The following is a 12174-nucleotide window of genomic DNA, read 5'->3' on the forward strand; positions in this document are numbered from 1 at the left end:
GCCACCATGCTGCTGCACCTCAAGAATCTGCTGGGCCCCGAAGAACTGGCCCGCGCCCGCGCCCTGCTCGGCGACGATGCACCCTGGACCGATGGCGCCAGCACGGCCGGCGGCCAGGCCGTCGCGCACAAGCGCAATGCCCAGCTGGCGCAGGACAGCGCGCAGGCGGCCGAACTGCAGCAGCTGGTGCTTGCCGCGCTGCGGCGCGACCCGCTGTTCTTCTCGGCCGCGCTGCCGCGCAAGATTTTCAACCCGCTGTTCAATCGCTACAGTGGCGACATGAACCACTACGGCCCCCATGTCGACGGCGCGGTGCTGCATTCCAGGGCCAGCCAGGAATGGGTGCGCACCGACCTGTCCTGCACCCTGTTCCTGGCCGATCCCGACGAGTACGACGGCGGCGAGCTGCGGGTGCACGACAGCCATGGCGGCCTGGCCAGCCATGCGGTCAAGCTGGCCGCCGGCGACGCGCTGCTGTATCCGGGCACCAGCGTGCACGAGGTCACGCCGGTCACGCGCGGCGCGCGCCTGGCGAGCTTCTTCTGGATCGAGAGCATGGTGCGCAGCGACGAGCAGCGCCGCACCCTGTTCGAGCTCGACATGAACCTGCTGCGCCTGCGCCAGCGCCATGGCGAGAGCGCCGAGACCATCGCCCTGAGCGGGGTCTACCACAACCTGCTGCGGCAATGGGCCAGCACCTGAGCCCGGCCTGGAACGATGCCTTCCCTGCCACGCCGCCAGAGCCTGCCGCCCGGCCTGTTCACGCTGTCCGACCACGAGGCGATGGCGCAAGGCCGGCTCGATGCGGCGGCCTGGGCCTATTTCCACGGGGGCGCTGCCGACGAGATCACGCTGCGCGCCAACCGCCAGGCCTGGGACCGCTTGTCGTTGCGTCCCCGGGTGCTGCGGCCGCTGCAGCCGCTCGACCTCGGTTGCCATCTGCTCGGGAAAAGCTGGCCGACCCCGCTGCTGGTCGCGCCCATGGCCTGCCAGCGCCTGGCCCATCCCGACGGCGAGCGTGCCACCGCGCTGGCCGCCGCCGCGCTGGGCGCCGGGCTGGTGCTGAGCGCGCAGACCAGCACGCCGCCCGAGTTGGTGGCCCAGCTGGCGCTCGGCGACGCCGGGCGCGGCCCGCTCTGGTTCCAGCTCTACGGGCTGGGCGACCGCGCCTGGATGCTGGAGCTGGTGCAGCGCGTGCAGCAGGCCGGCTACGAGGCGCTGGTGCTGACGGTCGATGCCCCGGTCAACGGCGTGCGCGACCGCGAACGGCGCGCCGGCTTCACCCTGCCGCCCGACTGGCTGGCACTGCCCGGACCCGCGGCGCCGGCCGGCACGCCAGGCGGTCCGGCCGGCCTGCAGGCCTTGCTGAGCCAGGCGCTGAGCTGGGCCGATGTCGAGTGGCTGCTCGCGCGCAGCCCGCTGCCGCTGCTGCTCAAGGGCATCACCCATCCGGACGACGCGCGCCAGGCCGCCAGCCTGGGCGTGGCGGGCCTGATCTGCTCCAACCACGGCGGCCGCGTGCTCGACACCCTGCCGGCGACGGCCGAGCTGCTGCCCGCCATCGTGCAGGCGGTGCAGGGCGCCTGTCCGGTGCTGGTCGACGGCGGCATCCGGCGCGGCACCGACATCGTCAAGGCGCTGGCACTCGGCGCGCAGGCGGTGCTGGTCGGCCGGCCGATCCTCCACGGCCTGGCCAATGCCGGCGCCACCGGCGTCGCCCATGTGCTGCGCCTGCTGCTCGACGAGTTCATGGCCGCGCTGGCCCTGTGCGGCATCGACCGCCTGGCCGACCTCAAGCCGGATTGCCTGTGGTTAAAAAATACAAATGAGATTGATTCTCGTTTATAATTTATTCAGCCCTGGATGCCGGCCCGACCCGTTTCCGTGCCACAGGGCGCAACCCCATGACCATTTCCCCTCCCATTGCCCACAGGCCTGATCCGGCCCCAGGACTGACAGCCCGCCAGCGGCGCCTGGCTTCGGTGCTGGCCGCCGTGCTGGCCTTGCATGCGCTCGGCCTCTGGGTCCTGCTGGCCGGCCAGTCCGAGCCGCCCGAACTGCCGGTGCCTGGCGAAGTCGTCACCACCGCCTTGCTGCTGCCCGAGCCGGCCTCGGCCGCTGCACCTGCTGCGCCAGCCAGGCCTGCCGTCGCGAAGCCGCAGCCGGCCAGGCCCCAGGCCAAGCCGGCGCAACAGCCGCCGACAGCCCAGCCGCTCCCGACTCCCTCGGTGCCTGCCAGGTCGCAGCCACCCGCTGCACTGCCAGCGGCCGTCCCGGCCCAGGCGCCCAGTTCGCAGGCGCCGGCGGGCGCCAGTGCGCCGGCCGCGCCTGCGGCCCAGGCCAATGCGGCGTCCGCCAGCACCGCTGCCGGCAGTGCCGCTGCCGCCAGCCCGGCGCCGGCGGCCCGCATCGAGCTGCCAAGCTCGAGCGCCGACTACCTCAACAACCCCAGGCCGGCCTATCCTGGCTTGAGCAAGCGGCTCGGCGAGGAGGGCAAGGTCGTGCTGCGCGTGCTGATCGAAGCCGACGGCAGTGCCTCGAAGGCCGAGATCCGCAGCTCGAGCGGCTACGACCGGCTCGACCAGGCCGCGCTGCAGACCGTGCTGCGCTGGCGCTACCTGCCCGGCAAGCGCGGCGGCGTGCCCGAGGCCATGTGGTTCAACGTCCCGATCAATTTTGTCTTGGAGTAGTAAGTCTATGGAAACGCAATTCGGCCTCGCGCATGTCTGGAACCAGGGCGACTGGGTCACCCGTACCGTCGCGCTGATCCTGCTGGCCATGTCGGTCGCCTCCTGGGCCGTCATCATCGTCAAGGCGCTCGACCTCAGGCGCCACCGGGCCCAGGCCCGCCGCAGCCATGATTTCTGGCACAGCCAGGATTTCGCCGCCGCCCTCGACAAGCTGCCCGGCAGCGACAACCCGTTCCGCCTGCTGGCCCAGGAAGGCCAGGACGCGACCCGGCATCTGCTGCACCTCGACGGCGAAGCGCCGGCCCAGCTGCGCGACAGCCTCGACGTCAGCGAATGGGTCACGCGCGCGCTGCGCAACTCGATCGACGACTTCACTGCCCGCCTGCAGTCCGGCCTCAGCGTGCTGGCCTCGATCGGCTCCACCGCACCCTTCGTCGGCCTGTTCGGCACCGTCTGGGGCATCTACCATGCGCTGCTTGGCATCGGTGCCGCCGGCCAGGCCAGCATAGACCAGGTCGCCGGCCCGATCGGCGAGGCACTGATCATGACCGCGCTCGGCCTGGTGGTCGCGATTCCGGCCGTGCTGGGCTACAACGCGCTGGTGCGCGGCAACAAGGGGGTGCTGCACCAGCTCAACCGCTTCGCCCATGACCTGCACGCCTATTTCGTCACCGGCGCCCGCGTCAGCGTGAGCCGCAAGGGCTGAGGAGGACGGGATGGCCTTCGGCAAGTTCGACTCCGACAGCCAGGACGAGGTCCTGAGCGAGATCAACATGATCCCGCTGATCGACGTGATGCTGGTGCTGCTGATCGTCTTCATCATCACGGTGCCGGTGATCCGCCACGCGGTGCAGCTCGAGCTGCCGCAGGCGGCGACCCAGCCGAGCCAGGAGCGCCCGCAAACCATCCGGCTCGCGATCGACGCCCAGGGCCAGTACCACTGGAACGAGGCCGCGATCAGCGACGAGGAGCTGCAGACCCGCCTCACTGCGGCCGCCGCCCAGCAGCCCCAGCCCGAGCTGCACCTGAGCGGCGACAAGGCGGTGCGCTACGAGCGGGTGGCCCAGGCCATGGCCGCGGCCCAGCGCGCCGGCCTGGGCAAGATCGGCTTCCTGACCCGGCCATGAGCGCGCCTGCTCGACCTTCTTCCTCCCTCCTGTCGGCAGCGGAGCCAGCCGCCGCCGCGCCGGCTGGGCAGCCGCCGCTCGCACCGCTGCCGGCGGCGCAGCTTGGCGTCAGCGAACCGGCCGGAGCCAGCCTGCCGCTCGACAGCCAGCTGCTGCTGCAGGGCCGGCGCGAGCTGCAGATCCGGCACCAGGGCGAGATCTACCGCCTGCAGCAGACCCGCCAGGGCAAGCTGATCCTGACCAAGTAGGTCGCCCGCCTTTCCCTGCCCGACATTTCAGCCGGCTGGCAGCGTCAGCCGCACCGACAGGCCGCCGCCGGCGCGGTTCTCGGCGCTCGCCTGGCCGCCGTGCAAGCGCATGACCCGGCTCGTGATCGCGAGCCCGAGCCCATAGCCGGCCTGGGACTGGGCGCCCGCGCTGCGCACGAAGGGGGCGAAGATCTGCTCGAGCTCGGCCTCGGGAACGCCCGACCCCTCGTCGTCGACCCGGATCTCGAGCCAGCCGGGTTGGCTCCCGGCGCGGCTCGTGATGAGCACCGTGCCACCATCGGGCGAATGCCGCAGCGCATTGCGCACCACGTTCTCCAGCGCGCGGTGCAGCAGCTCGCGGTCGCCATGCAGGACCGCGCCACTGTCGCCCTCGGTCACGATCCGGCAGCCGCGCTGCTGGCCTTCGAAGGCTGCATCCTCGGCCACGTTGGCCACCAGTTCGGCCAGATCGACCCGCTCGCGCTGGCGCGGCGCGATGTCGGCATCGAGCCGCGCTAGCGTCAGCAGTTCGCCGACCAGCCGGTCCATGCGCCCGCTCTCGCGCTCGATCCGCTCGATGAATTCGGCCGCGCGCTCGGGCTGCTGGGCCAGCAGGTCGGTAGCCGCCTGCAGCCGCGCCAGCGGCGAGCGCAGCTCGTGCGAGACATCGTGCAGCAGCCGGCGCTGGCCCTCCAGCAGCTGCTGCAGCTGGCCCGCCATGCGGTCGAAGTCGCGCCCCAGGTCGGCCAGCTCGTCGCGCCGGCCCGCCAGCCGGGGACCGACTCGGGTCCCGAGCTGGCCGTTGGCGGCCTGGTCGAAAGCCTGCCGCAGGCTGCGGATCGGGCGCGCGAAATACCAGGCCAGGGCGGCCGCGAACACCAGGCTGACCAGTCCGCCTGCCAGCAGGGTCAGGTAGAGCGGGCGCAGCAGCCAGGTCCTGGCGCCAGGGCGGGGCCGAGGTCGAGGCCGTTCGGCCAGCAGGCCGGGCGGCAGCGGGCCGGGACGCAGCTCGGCCGGCCCGCGCCAGCCGGGCGCTGCCGGCATCCCCATGCCGGGCGCCTGCCAGTGCTGCGCCGGCCGGTCGCCGCGCAGCATCCAGACTGCCGCTCCGACCCCGGCCGAGGTCAGCAGCTGGGCGCTCCAGAAGGCGAAGAAGAACTTCCAGAACAGGCGGCCGGTACTTTTTCCCGTCATGGCAGCACCAGCATATAGCCCTGGCGGATCACGGTCTCGATCGGCGAGCGGCCGTCGGGCAGCGGGCCGAGCTTCTGCCGGATGCCGCTGATGTGGACATCGATGCTGCGGTCGAAGCGTGTCAGCGGCCGCCCGAGCGCTTCCTGCGACAGCCGGTCCTTGCTGACTGGCTGGCCGGCATGGCGTGCCAGCAGTTCGAGCAGGCTGAACTCGGTGCTGGTCAGCTCGAGCGCCTGGCCGTTCCAGGCGGCGCGCCGCCTGCCGGGCCAGAGCTGCAGCGCACCGACCCGCAGCTCCTGCGCGGACTCGATGCCCGCGCCCTTGCCGGCCTGCACCCGCTTCAGGATGGCGCGTAGCCGCGCCGCCAGCTCGCGCGGGGTGCAGGGCTTGGGCACATAGTCGTCGGCGCCGAGCTCGAGCCCGACGATGCGGTCGGCGTCGTCGCCACGCGCGGTCAGCATCAGCACCGGCACCTGGCTGCTGGCGCGGATGCGGCTCAGCGCCTGGATGCCATTGATCCCGGGCATGGTGACATCGAGCACCACGATGTCGTAAGCGCCCGAAGCCGCGGCGCTGGCGCCGGATTCGCCGTCATGGGCGCAGTCGACCGCGAAGCCGTCGCGCCCGAGGTAGTCGCGCAGCAGGCCGGCGAGCTCGATGTCGTCGTCGACCAGCAGCACCCGGGCCTGGCTGGCGGGAAGGGAGGGAAAGGGCATGGCTGCCGATCTTAGGCCCGTGTGCCTGCCGCTGCGGCGCTCTTTACGCGAATTTACTTTGGCTTAACACCCGTTAACTGCCCGGGCCGCAACAATGGGCTGTCTTTCACCAACAGGAGTTCACGATGAAATCACCCGCTGTCTTGCGCAACACCGCCCTCGGCTTGCTCGCCGCCCTGAGCCTGACCGCGATGGCCGCCCCCCCGGAGGCCGGCGAAGGCTGCGACCCGCAGGGCCGCCACGGTGGCGCCATGTACGGCATGGCCGGTGCCGAAGGTCACCACGGCGGTCGCATGGGCCATGGTCCCATGGGCGGTCATATGGGAGGACACATGGGCGGCCTGTCGCCCAGGATGCTGCAGTCGCTCCAGCTCAGCGACGCCCAGCGCGACAAGGTTAAGGAACTGATGCAGGCCCAGGCCAAGACGATGCAGGAGCAGATGGGCCAGAGCCGAGCTCGCCACGAGCAGCTCGACCAGCTGTCACGCGCGCCCAGCTTCGATGCCGCCAAGGCCCGTGCCCTGGCCGACGAGCAGGGCCAGCAGATGGCCCAGCACCTGTTCCAGCGCGCCCAGTTCCAGTCCCAGCTGCGCGCGCTGCTGACGCCCGAACAGCTCAAGCAGCTCGACGAGCGCCAGGCCGCTGGCCGCCCGATGGACGGCAAGGGCCCGCGGCCCCAGCCGCGCTGAGGCCCCGGTCCGGCTTCAGCGGAAGCCGGCGCGGTCGAACACCATCTGCGCCTTGGTGCGGTACATCGCGAGCTGGCCGATCGGCAGCTGGTCGACCTTGAAGGCGCCCAGCGCCTTCAGCGCCGGGTTGGTGGTCTTGACGCTGGCGACTACCGGCCATTCGTTGTTGCCGTCGGCCAGGTAACGTTGGGCCTGGTCGCTGGCCAGGTACTCGAGGAACTTGACGGCGGCCTGCGGATTCGGCGCATGCTTGAGCATGCCGCCGCCCGAGACGTTGACATGGGTGCCGTTGCCCTTCTGGTCCGGCGCGATCACGCCCACGCTCTCCATCACCTTGCGGTCGGCCGGATCGGTCGAGCGCATCAGGCGCGCGACGTAATACGAGTTGGCGATCGTGACGCCGCATTCGCCGGCTGCCACCGCCTTGATCTGGTCGGTGTCGCCGCCCTTGGGCGCGCGCGCGAAGTTGGCCACCAGGCCCTTGGCCCATTGCTCGGCCTTCGGTTCGCCCTCGTGCGAGATCACCGAGGCCAGCAGCGAGATGTTGTAGGGGTGCGAGCCCGAGCGCGAGCAGAACTTGCCCTTGAGCGCCGGCTGCGCCAGGTCGGCATAATTGCGCACCTGCTCGGGCTTGACGTCGAGCTTGTTGTAGACGATCAGGCGGGCCCGGGTCGAGAACGAGAACCAGTCGTCGGTGCGCAGATAGGCCGGGATCCGGCTCTCGAGCAGCTTGGACTTGACCGGCGCGAACAGGCCCAGGTCATGCGCCTGCGCCAGTCGCGCCGCATCGACGGTCAGCAGCACGTCGGCCGGGCTGTTCGCTCCCTCGTTCTTGATGCGCTCGAGCAGTTCCTCCTCCTTGCCCTCGATCCGGTTGATCTTGATGCCGGTCTGCTTGGTGAAGTCGCTGTACAGCGCCTCGTCGGTCTGGTAGTGGCGCGCCGAGTAGAGGTTGAGCACCGGTTCGGCGGCCTGGGCGCCCAGGGCGGTGCCGGCCAGCAGCAGGGAGAGCAGGGGGATGCGGAAAGACATGTGAGGCTCCGGGTCGAGGTCAGTGGATGAGCGATTCTAGGAATCTGCCGCTTGATTGTAAATGAGACTGATTATCAACCGTATTGCTGCTCCGGGTATTGCTGTGATTGTTGGGACTTTTGCGTGCTGCCGGCAAAAAAGCCGGCAAGCCCCGGAAATCCTGCTATACTTGCGTTTTCAGCGGCTGTAGCTCAGTTGGATAGAGTACTTGGCTACGAACCAAGGGGTCGTGGGTTCGAATCCTGCCAGCCGCACCATATTTCGGAAGACGTCGCGCCAACGGTGACGCCTTCAGCGTGAAAGTTTCATCCGTCGCAAGGCGGACTACGGTTTAGCGGCTGTAGCTCAGTTGGATAGAGTACTTGGCTACGAACCAAGGGGTCGTGGGTTCGAATCCTGCCAGCCGCACCATGTTTCGGAAGACGTCGCGCCAACGGTGACGCCTTCAGCGTGAGAGTTTCATCCGTCGCGAGGCGGACTACGGTTTAGCGGCTGTAGCTCAGTTGGATAGAGTACTTGGCTACGAACCAAGGGGTCGTGGGTTCGAATCCTGCCAGCCGCACCAATGAAAAAACCTGCAACAGAAATGCTGCAGGTTTTTTTTCGCCCTTAGACTTTTCCCATGAGCAAAGCCTTCACCCGCGAGACCGATGCCGAGGACGACGACGAGGATCTCGGTGCGCCCAAGCTGCCGGCAGGCGGCAAGAACTACATCACCCGCGCCGGCCACGACCGGCTGCGCGCCGAGCTGCTGCAGCTGCTCGACGTCGAGCGGCCGAAGATGGTCGAGATCGTGCACTGGGCGGCCAGCAACGGCGACCGCTCGGAAAACGGCGACTACCTCTACGGCAAGAAGCGGCTGCGCGAGATCGACCGCCGCATCCGCTTCCTGACCCGGCGGCTCGATATCGCGCTGGTGGTCGACCCTTCGCTGCACCATGGCAACGAGCAGGTCTATTTTGGCGCCACCGTGACCTATGCGCGCGAGGATGGCAGCGAGACCACCGTGACCATCATGGGCATCGACGAGGTTGACAGCGCGCAGGGCCAGGTCAGCTGGATCTCGCCGGTGGCGCAGGCCCTGCTGAAGGCGCGTGTCGGCGACGAGGTGCGCCTGCGCACGCCCGCCGGCTGGGAGACGCTGGAGATCCTGGAAGTCAGCTACCCGGCGCCGGTGGCCTGAGTCCGGCCGGCGCCCGGCGCCTGGTCCGACGGCTGGTCTGGCCGTCGCGTTGCCTCACGGGTTGTGCGGCGCGGCGCGGCCCGGGTCCTCGCGCAGCACCCGCATCACGGTCGGCGTGCGCTTCAAGCTGCGCAGCACATGCGCGAGGTGCACCCGGTCGCGTACCGCGATCGTGAAGCGGATGTCGAGCGCGGACTGCACCGACTCCTCGCTCATCTGCAGATGGGTGATGTCGGCCTCGGCGGCGGCGAGGGCGGCGGCGACCTTGGCCAGTGCGCCCTTGACGTTGTTGAGCGTCACGATCAGGCAGGTCTCGAAGGTGCGCACCGGCTCGTCCGACCATTCGACCGCGGTGAAGCGTTCGCTGTCGCGCAGCAGCTGCTTCTGGATCACCGGGCAGTCGTCGGTATGCACCACCAGGCCTTCGCCGCGTCCCAGGTAGCCGACGATGGCGTCGCCCGGGATCGGATGGCAGCAGGTGGCGTAGCGCACCGAGGCGCCCTCGCTGCCGTCGAGCGCGAGCACGCCCTGGCTGAGCTTGTCGTGGCCGCCGGCGTAGCGCTCCTGGGTCATCAGCAGCACGTCGGGCTTCTGGCCGGCCTCGTTGAGCAGGGCGGCGAGCTTGATCGCGACCATGGTCGCGATGCGCTTGCCCAGCCCGATGTCGGCCAGCAGCTCGTCGCGGTTCTTGTTGCCGGTGAAGCGCAGCAGCTTGTCCCACAGGCCCTGGGTCGGTCCGCTGACCGCGGGCAGGCTGGCGATGCCTTCGGCGCGCAGCGACTGCAGCAGCAGCCGCTCGCCGAGCTCGCGCGACTCCTTGAGCTCGAGCGTCTTGAGGTGGTGGCGGATCTTGGAGCGCGCGCGGCCGGTGCGCACGAAGCTCAGCCAGACCGGGTTCGGCTTGGCATGCTGCGAGGTCGCGATCTCGACCACGTCGCCGTTCTTTAGCTCGGTGTGCAGCGGGCTCTGCTCGCGGTTGACCGTGGCGCCGATCGCGTGCGAGCCGATGTCGGTGTGGATCGCGTAGGCGAAGTCGACCACGGTCGCGCCGCGCGGCATCGCCATGATGCGGCCCTTGGGCGTGAAGACATAGACCGCCTCCGGGAACAGGTCGATCTTGACATGGTCCCAGAACTCGGCCGCGTCATGGGTCTCCTGCTGGATGTCGAGCAGGGACTGCAGCCATTGCGTGCTGAGGTCCTTGGCGGCGGCGCTGTCGGGCTCGCTGGCCTTGTAGAGCCAGTGCGCGGCCACGCCCGACTCGGCCACCACGTCCATCGGCTCGGTGCGCAGCTGGAACTCGATGTTGGTGCCGAACGGGCCGACCAGCGTCGTGTGCAGCGACTGGTAGCCGTTGGCCTTCGGGATCGCGATGTAGTCGCGGAACTTGCCCGGCAGCGGCTTGTAGAGCTGGTGCAGCACGCCCAGGGCGGTGTAGCAGTTCATCAGCTCGGGCAGCACGATGCGAAAGCCGTAGATGTCGGTCACCTGCGCGAACGACAGGTGCTTGAGCTGCATCTTGCGGTAGATCGAGAACAGCGTCTTCTGCCGGCCGCGGATGCGCGGCTCCATGCCATGCTGGTCGAAGGCGGTCTCGACCTCGGCCTGCACCTTGGCGATCAGGTCCTTGCGCCGGTTGCGCGACTTGGCGAGCGCCTTGCTCAGGATCTCGTAGCGCCAGGGATAGAGGTGCTTGAAGGCCAGATCCTGCAGTTCGCGGTAGCTGTGGTTGAGGCCGAGCCGGTGCGCGATCGGTGCGTAGATCTCCAGCGTCTCGGACGAGATCCGGCCCCATTTGCTGCGCGGCATGTCGCCCATGGTGCGCATGTTGTGGGTGCGGTCGGCCAGCTTGATCAGGATCACGCGCACGTCGCGCGCCATCGCCAGCAGCATCTTGCGGAAGGATTCGGCCTGGTTGTGCTCGCGCGAGTGGAACTCGAGCTTCTCGAGCTTGGTCAGGCCGTCGACCAGCTCGGCCACCGGGGTGCCGAAGCGCTCGATCAGGTCGGCCTTGCCGATGCCGCAGTCCTCCATCACGTCGTGCATCAAGGCGGCCGACAGCGCCTGCGCGTCGAGCTTCCACTCGGTGCAGATCTGCGCCACCGCGATCGGGTGCGTGATGTAGGGGTCGCCATTCTTGCGCATCTGGCCCAGATGTGCCTCGTCGGCCAGGCGGTAGGCGCGACGCACCAGCTCGATGTCGCTGGCACCCAGGTAGTCCAGGTTGGCTTCCAGGGCGGCAAAACTGGCGGCGGACGCCCGTGCCGCCGCTTGCGCCGGGCTCAGGGAAGTTGTCAAGGTCGCGTCCTGATTCATGCCTTTACTTTAGCCTGAATACGGCAAATTGACGTGGAAGCGGTCATGGCAGTCGGATTCGGGCCACACAAAACGAGAAGGCACCGCGTTTGCGGTGCCTTCTTGCTGGAGGATCTGAGGTTCAGATCGGAACTTTCTTGAGCATCTCGAGGCCGACCTTGCCGTCTGCGATCTCGCGCAGGGCGGTCACGCAGGGCTTGTTCTTGGTCTCGACCCGGGCGCTGTGGCCCTGGTGCAGCATGCGGGCGCGGTAGGTTGCGGCCAGCACGAGCTGAAAGCGATTGGGGATCTTTTCCAGACAGTCTTCAACGGTGATGCGTGCCATGACGGGCTCCGGTGCGGCGCTAGGCCGTGGGATTAGGGGATATCGAGAGCGCGGAAGGTCTCGGCGCGGGCGCGACGCTGGGCGGCCACCTTGAGCCGCTGCGCGTGCGCAATGGCTTTCAGGTCGAAAAGCGCGCGCTCGAACAATTCGTTGATTATAACGAAATCGAACTTGTCGACCTGCGCGACCTCCTCGGCGGCGTTCTTCATGCGCAGCTCGATCGTCGCTTCGGAGTCCTCGTTGCGGCGCATCAGGCGCGCGCGCAGCTCGGGCCAGCTCGGCGGCAGGATGAAGATCAGCACCGCGTTGGGGAACTGCTGCTTGATCTGGACCGCACCCTGGAAGTCGATCTCGAGCACGATGTCGGCGCCGGCCGCGATCTTGTCCTCGATCGTCTTGCGCGAGGTGCCGTAGCGGTTGCCATGGACCTGGGCCCACTCGACGAAGGCGTTGGCCTCGACCATGCGGTCGAATTCCTCCTGGCTGGTGAAGTAGTACTCGCGGCCGTGCACTTCCTGGCCGCGCGGGGCGCGGGTGGTGTGCGACACGGACAGCTCCATGCGCGAGTCGACTTCCAGCAGGGCCTTGACCAGGCTGGACTTGCCGGTGCCGCTCGGGGCTGCGACGACGTAGAGGTTGCCAGGGTAATCCATC

14 protein-coding genes and 3 tRNA genes are annotated in these 12174 nt (G+C 68.8%); 11 read left to right on the forward strand and 6 right to left on the reverse strand.

Annotated features, from left to right (window positions below):
- The first annotated feature begins 6 nt into the window (after nucleotides 1-6).
- The 6 genes from C6P64_RS03665 to hemP are packed head-to-tail and all read left to right on the forward strand — an operon-like array spanning nucleotide 7 to nucleotide 4065.
- Nucleotides 7-702: a Fe2+-dependent dioxygenase gene (locus C6P64_RS03665; protein WP_105747243.1), complete on the forward strand. Its 696-nt coding sequence runs from the start codon at nucleotides 7-9 to the stop codon at nucleotides 700-702.
- A 15-nt stretch (nucleotides 703-717) separates the two neighbouring features.
- Nucleotides 718-1848: an alpha-hydroxy acid oxidase gene (locus tag C6P64_RS03670; protein WP_105747244.1), complete on the forward strand. Its 1131-nt coding sequence runs from the start codon at nucleotides 718-720 to the stop codon at nucleotides 1846-1848.
- Nucleotides 1849-1904: 56 nt separating this feature from the next.
- Nucleotides 1905-2690: an energy transducer TonB gene (locus C6P64_RS03675; protein ID WP_105747245.1), complete on the forward strand. Its 786-nt coding sequence runs from the start codon at nucleotides 1905-1907 to the stop codon at nucleotides 2688-2690.
- A 7-nt stretch (nucleotides 2691-2697) separates the two neighbouring features.
- On the forward strand, nucleotides 2698-3396 hold the full coding sequence (locus C6P64_RS03680) for a MotA/TolQ/ExbB proton channel family protein (protein WP_105747246.1): 699 nt from the start codon (nucleotides 2698-2700) through the stop codon (nucleotides 3394-3396).
- A 10-nt stretch (nucleotides 3397-3406) separates the two neighbouring features.
- The gene (locus C6P64_RS03685; protein ID WP_105747247.1) at nucleotides 3407-3817 is read left to right on the forward strand and encodes an ExbD/TolR family protein; all 411 of its coding nucleotides are present in this window, start codon (nucleotides 3407-3409) and stop codon (nucleotides 3815-3817) included.
- A complete protein-coding gene (gene hemP, locus C6P64_RS03690) occupies nucleotides 3814-4065 on the forward strand; it encodes a hemin uptake protein HemP (RefSeq protein ID WP_105747248.1) in 252 nt (83 codons plus the stop codon). The genes C6P64_RS03685 and hemP overlap by 4 nt, the downstream gene beginning before the upstream one ends.
- A 27-nt stretch (nucleotides 4066-4092) precedes the next feature.
- Here the strand turns inward: hemP and C6P64_RS03695 are convergent, their stop codons facing one another.
- Nucleotides 4093-5259 (reverse strand): HAMP domain-containing sensor histidine kinase, encoded by a 1167-nt coding sequence (locus C6P64_RS03695; RefSeq protein ID WP_105747249.1) that lies wholly within the window; start codon nucleotides 5257-5259, stop codon nucleotides 4093-4095.
- Complete coding sequence (locus C6P64_RS03700; RefSeq protein WP_105747250.1) at nucleotides 5256-5975, reverse strand: response regulator transcription factor; 720 nt, start codon at nucleotides 5973-5975, stop codon at nucleotides 5256-5258. Before C6P64_RS03700 ends, C6P64_RS03695 begins: the two co-directional genes overlap by 4 nt.
- Before the next feature lie 125 nt (nucleotides 5976-6100).
- Between C6P64_RS03700 and C6P64_RS03705 the strand changes: the two genes are divergently transcribed.
- Nucleotides 6101-6664, forward strand: coding sequence for a Spy/CpxP family protein refolding chaperone (locus C6P64_RS03705; protein ID WP_105747251.1), 564 nt, complete (start codon nucleotides 6101-6103; stop codon nucleotides 6662-6664).
- Nucleotides 6665-6679: 15 nt separating this feature from the next.
- Here C6P64_RS03705 and C6P64_RS03710 read toward each other — a convergent pair whose 3' ends face one another.
- Nucleotides 6680-7696, reverse strand: coding sequence for a Fe(3+) ABC transporter substrate-binding protein (locus C6P64_RS03710; RefSeq protein WP_105747252.1), 1017 nt, complete (start codon nucleotides 7694-7696; stop codon nucleotides 6680-6682).
- A gap of 180 nt (nucleotides 7697-7876) precedes the next feature.
- Between C6P64_RS03710 and C6P64_RS03715 the strand changes: the two genes are divergently transcribed.
- The 4 genes from C6P64_RS03715 to greB all read left to right on the forward strand — a co-directional run bounded on the left by C6P64_RS03715 (nucleotide 7877) and on the right by greB (nucleotide 8879).
- A tRNA-Arg gene (locus C6P64_RS03715) sits at nucleotides 7877-7953 on the forward strand.
- Between the two features lie 77 nt (nucleotides 7954-8030).
- Nucleotides 8031-8107: transfer RNA gene (locus C6P64_RS03720), tRNA-Arg, on the forward strand.
- Between the two features lie 77 nt (nucleotides 8108-8184).
- Nucleotides 8185-8261, forward strand: a tRNA-Arg gene (locus C6P64_RS03725).
- A 57-nt stretch (nucleotides 8262-8318) separates the two neighbouring features.
- On the forward strand, nucleotides 8319-8879 hold the full coding sequence (greB, locus tag C6P64_RS03730; protein ID WP_105747253.1) for a transcription elongation factor GreB: 561 nt from the start codon (nucleotides 8319-8321) through the stop codon (nucleotides 8877-8879).
- A gap of 54 nt (nucleotides 8880-8933) precedes the next feature.
- Here greB and C6P64_RS03735 read toward each other — a convergent pair whose 3' ends face one another.
- The 3 genes from C6P64_RS03735 to gmk all read right to left on the reverse strand — a co-directional run bounded on the left by C6P64_RS03735 (nucleotide 8934) and on the right by gmk (nucleotide 12173).
- The gene (locus C6P64_RS03735) at nucleotides 8934-11195 is read right to left on the reverse strand and encodes a RelA/SpoT family protein (protein WP_105747254.1); all 2262 of its coding nucleotides are present in this window, start codon (nucleotides 11193-11195) and stop codon (nucleotides 8934-8936) included.
- A 121-nt stretch (nucleotides 11196-11316) separates the two neighbouring features.
- Nucleotides 11317-11520 (reverse strand): DNA-directed RNA polymerase subunit omega, encoded by a 204-nt coding sequence (gene rpoZ / locus C6P64_RS03740; RefSeq protein ID WP_105747255.1) that lies wholly within the window; start codon nucleotides 11518-11520, stop codon nucleotides 11317-11319.
- Between the two features lie 32 nt (nucleotides 11521-11552).
- Nucleotides 11553-12173 carry a guanylate kinase gene (gmk, locus tag C6P64_RS03745; RefSeq protein WP_105747417.1) on the reverse strand — a complete coding sequence of 207 codons (621 nt, stop codon included), beginning with the start codon at nucleotides 12171-12173 and terminating at the stop codon, nucleotides 11553-11555.
- Nucleotide 12174: the final 1 nt, after the last annotated feature.

Source organism: Malikia granosa (assembly GCF_002980595.1).
Classification (GTDB): domain Bacteria; phylum Pseudomonadota; class Gammaproteobacteria; order Burkholderiales; family Burkholderiaceae_C; genus Malikia; species Malikia granosa.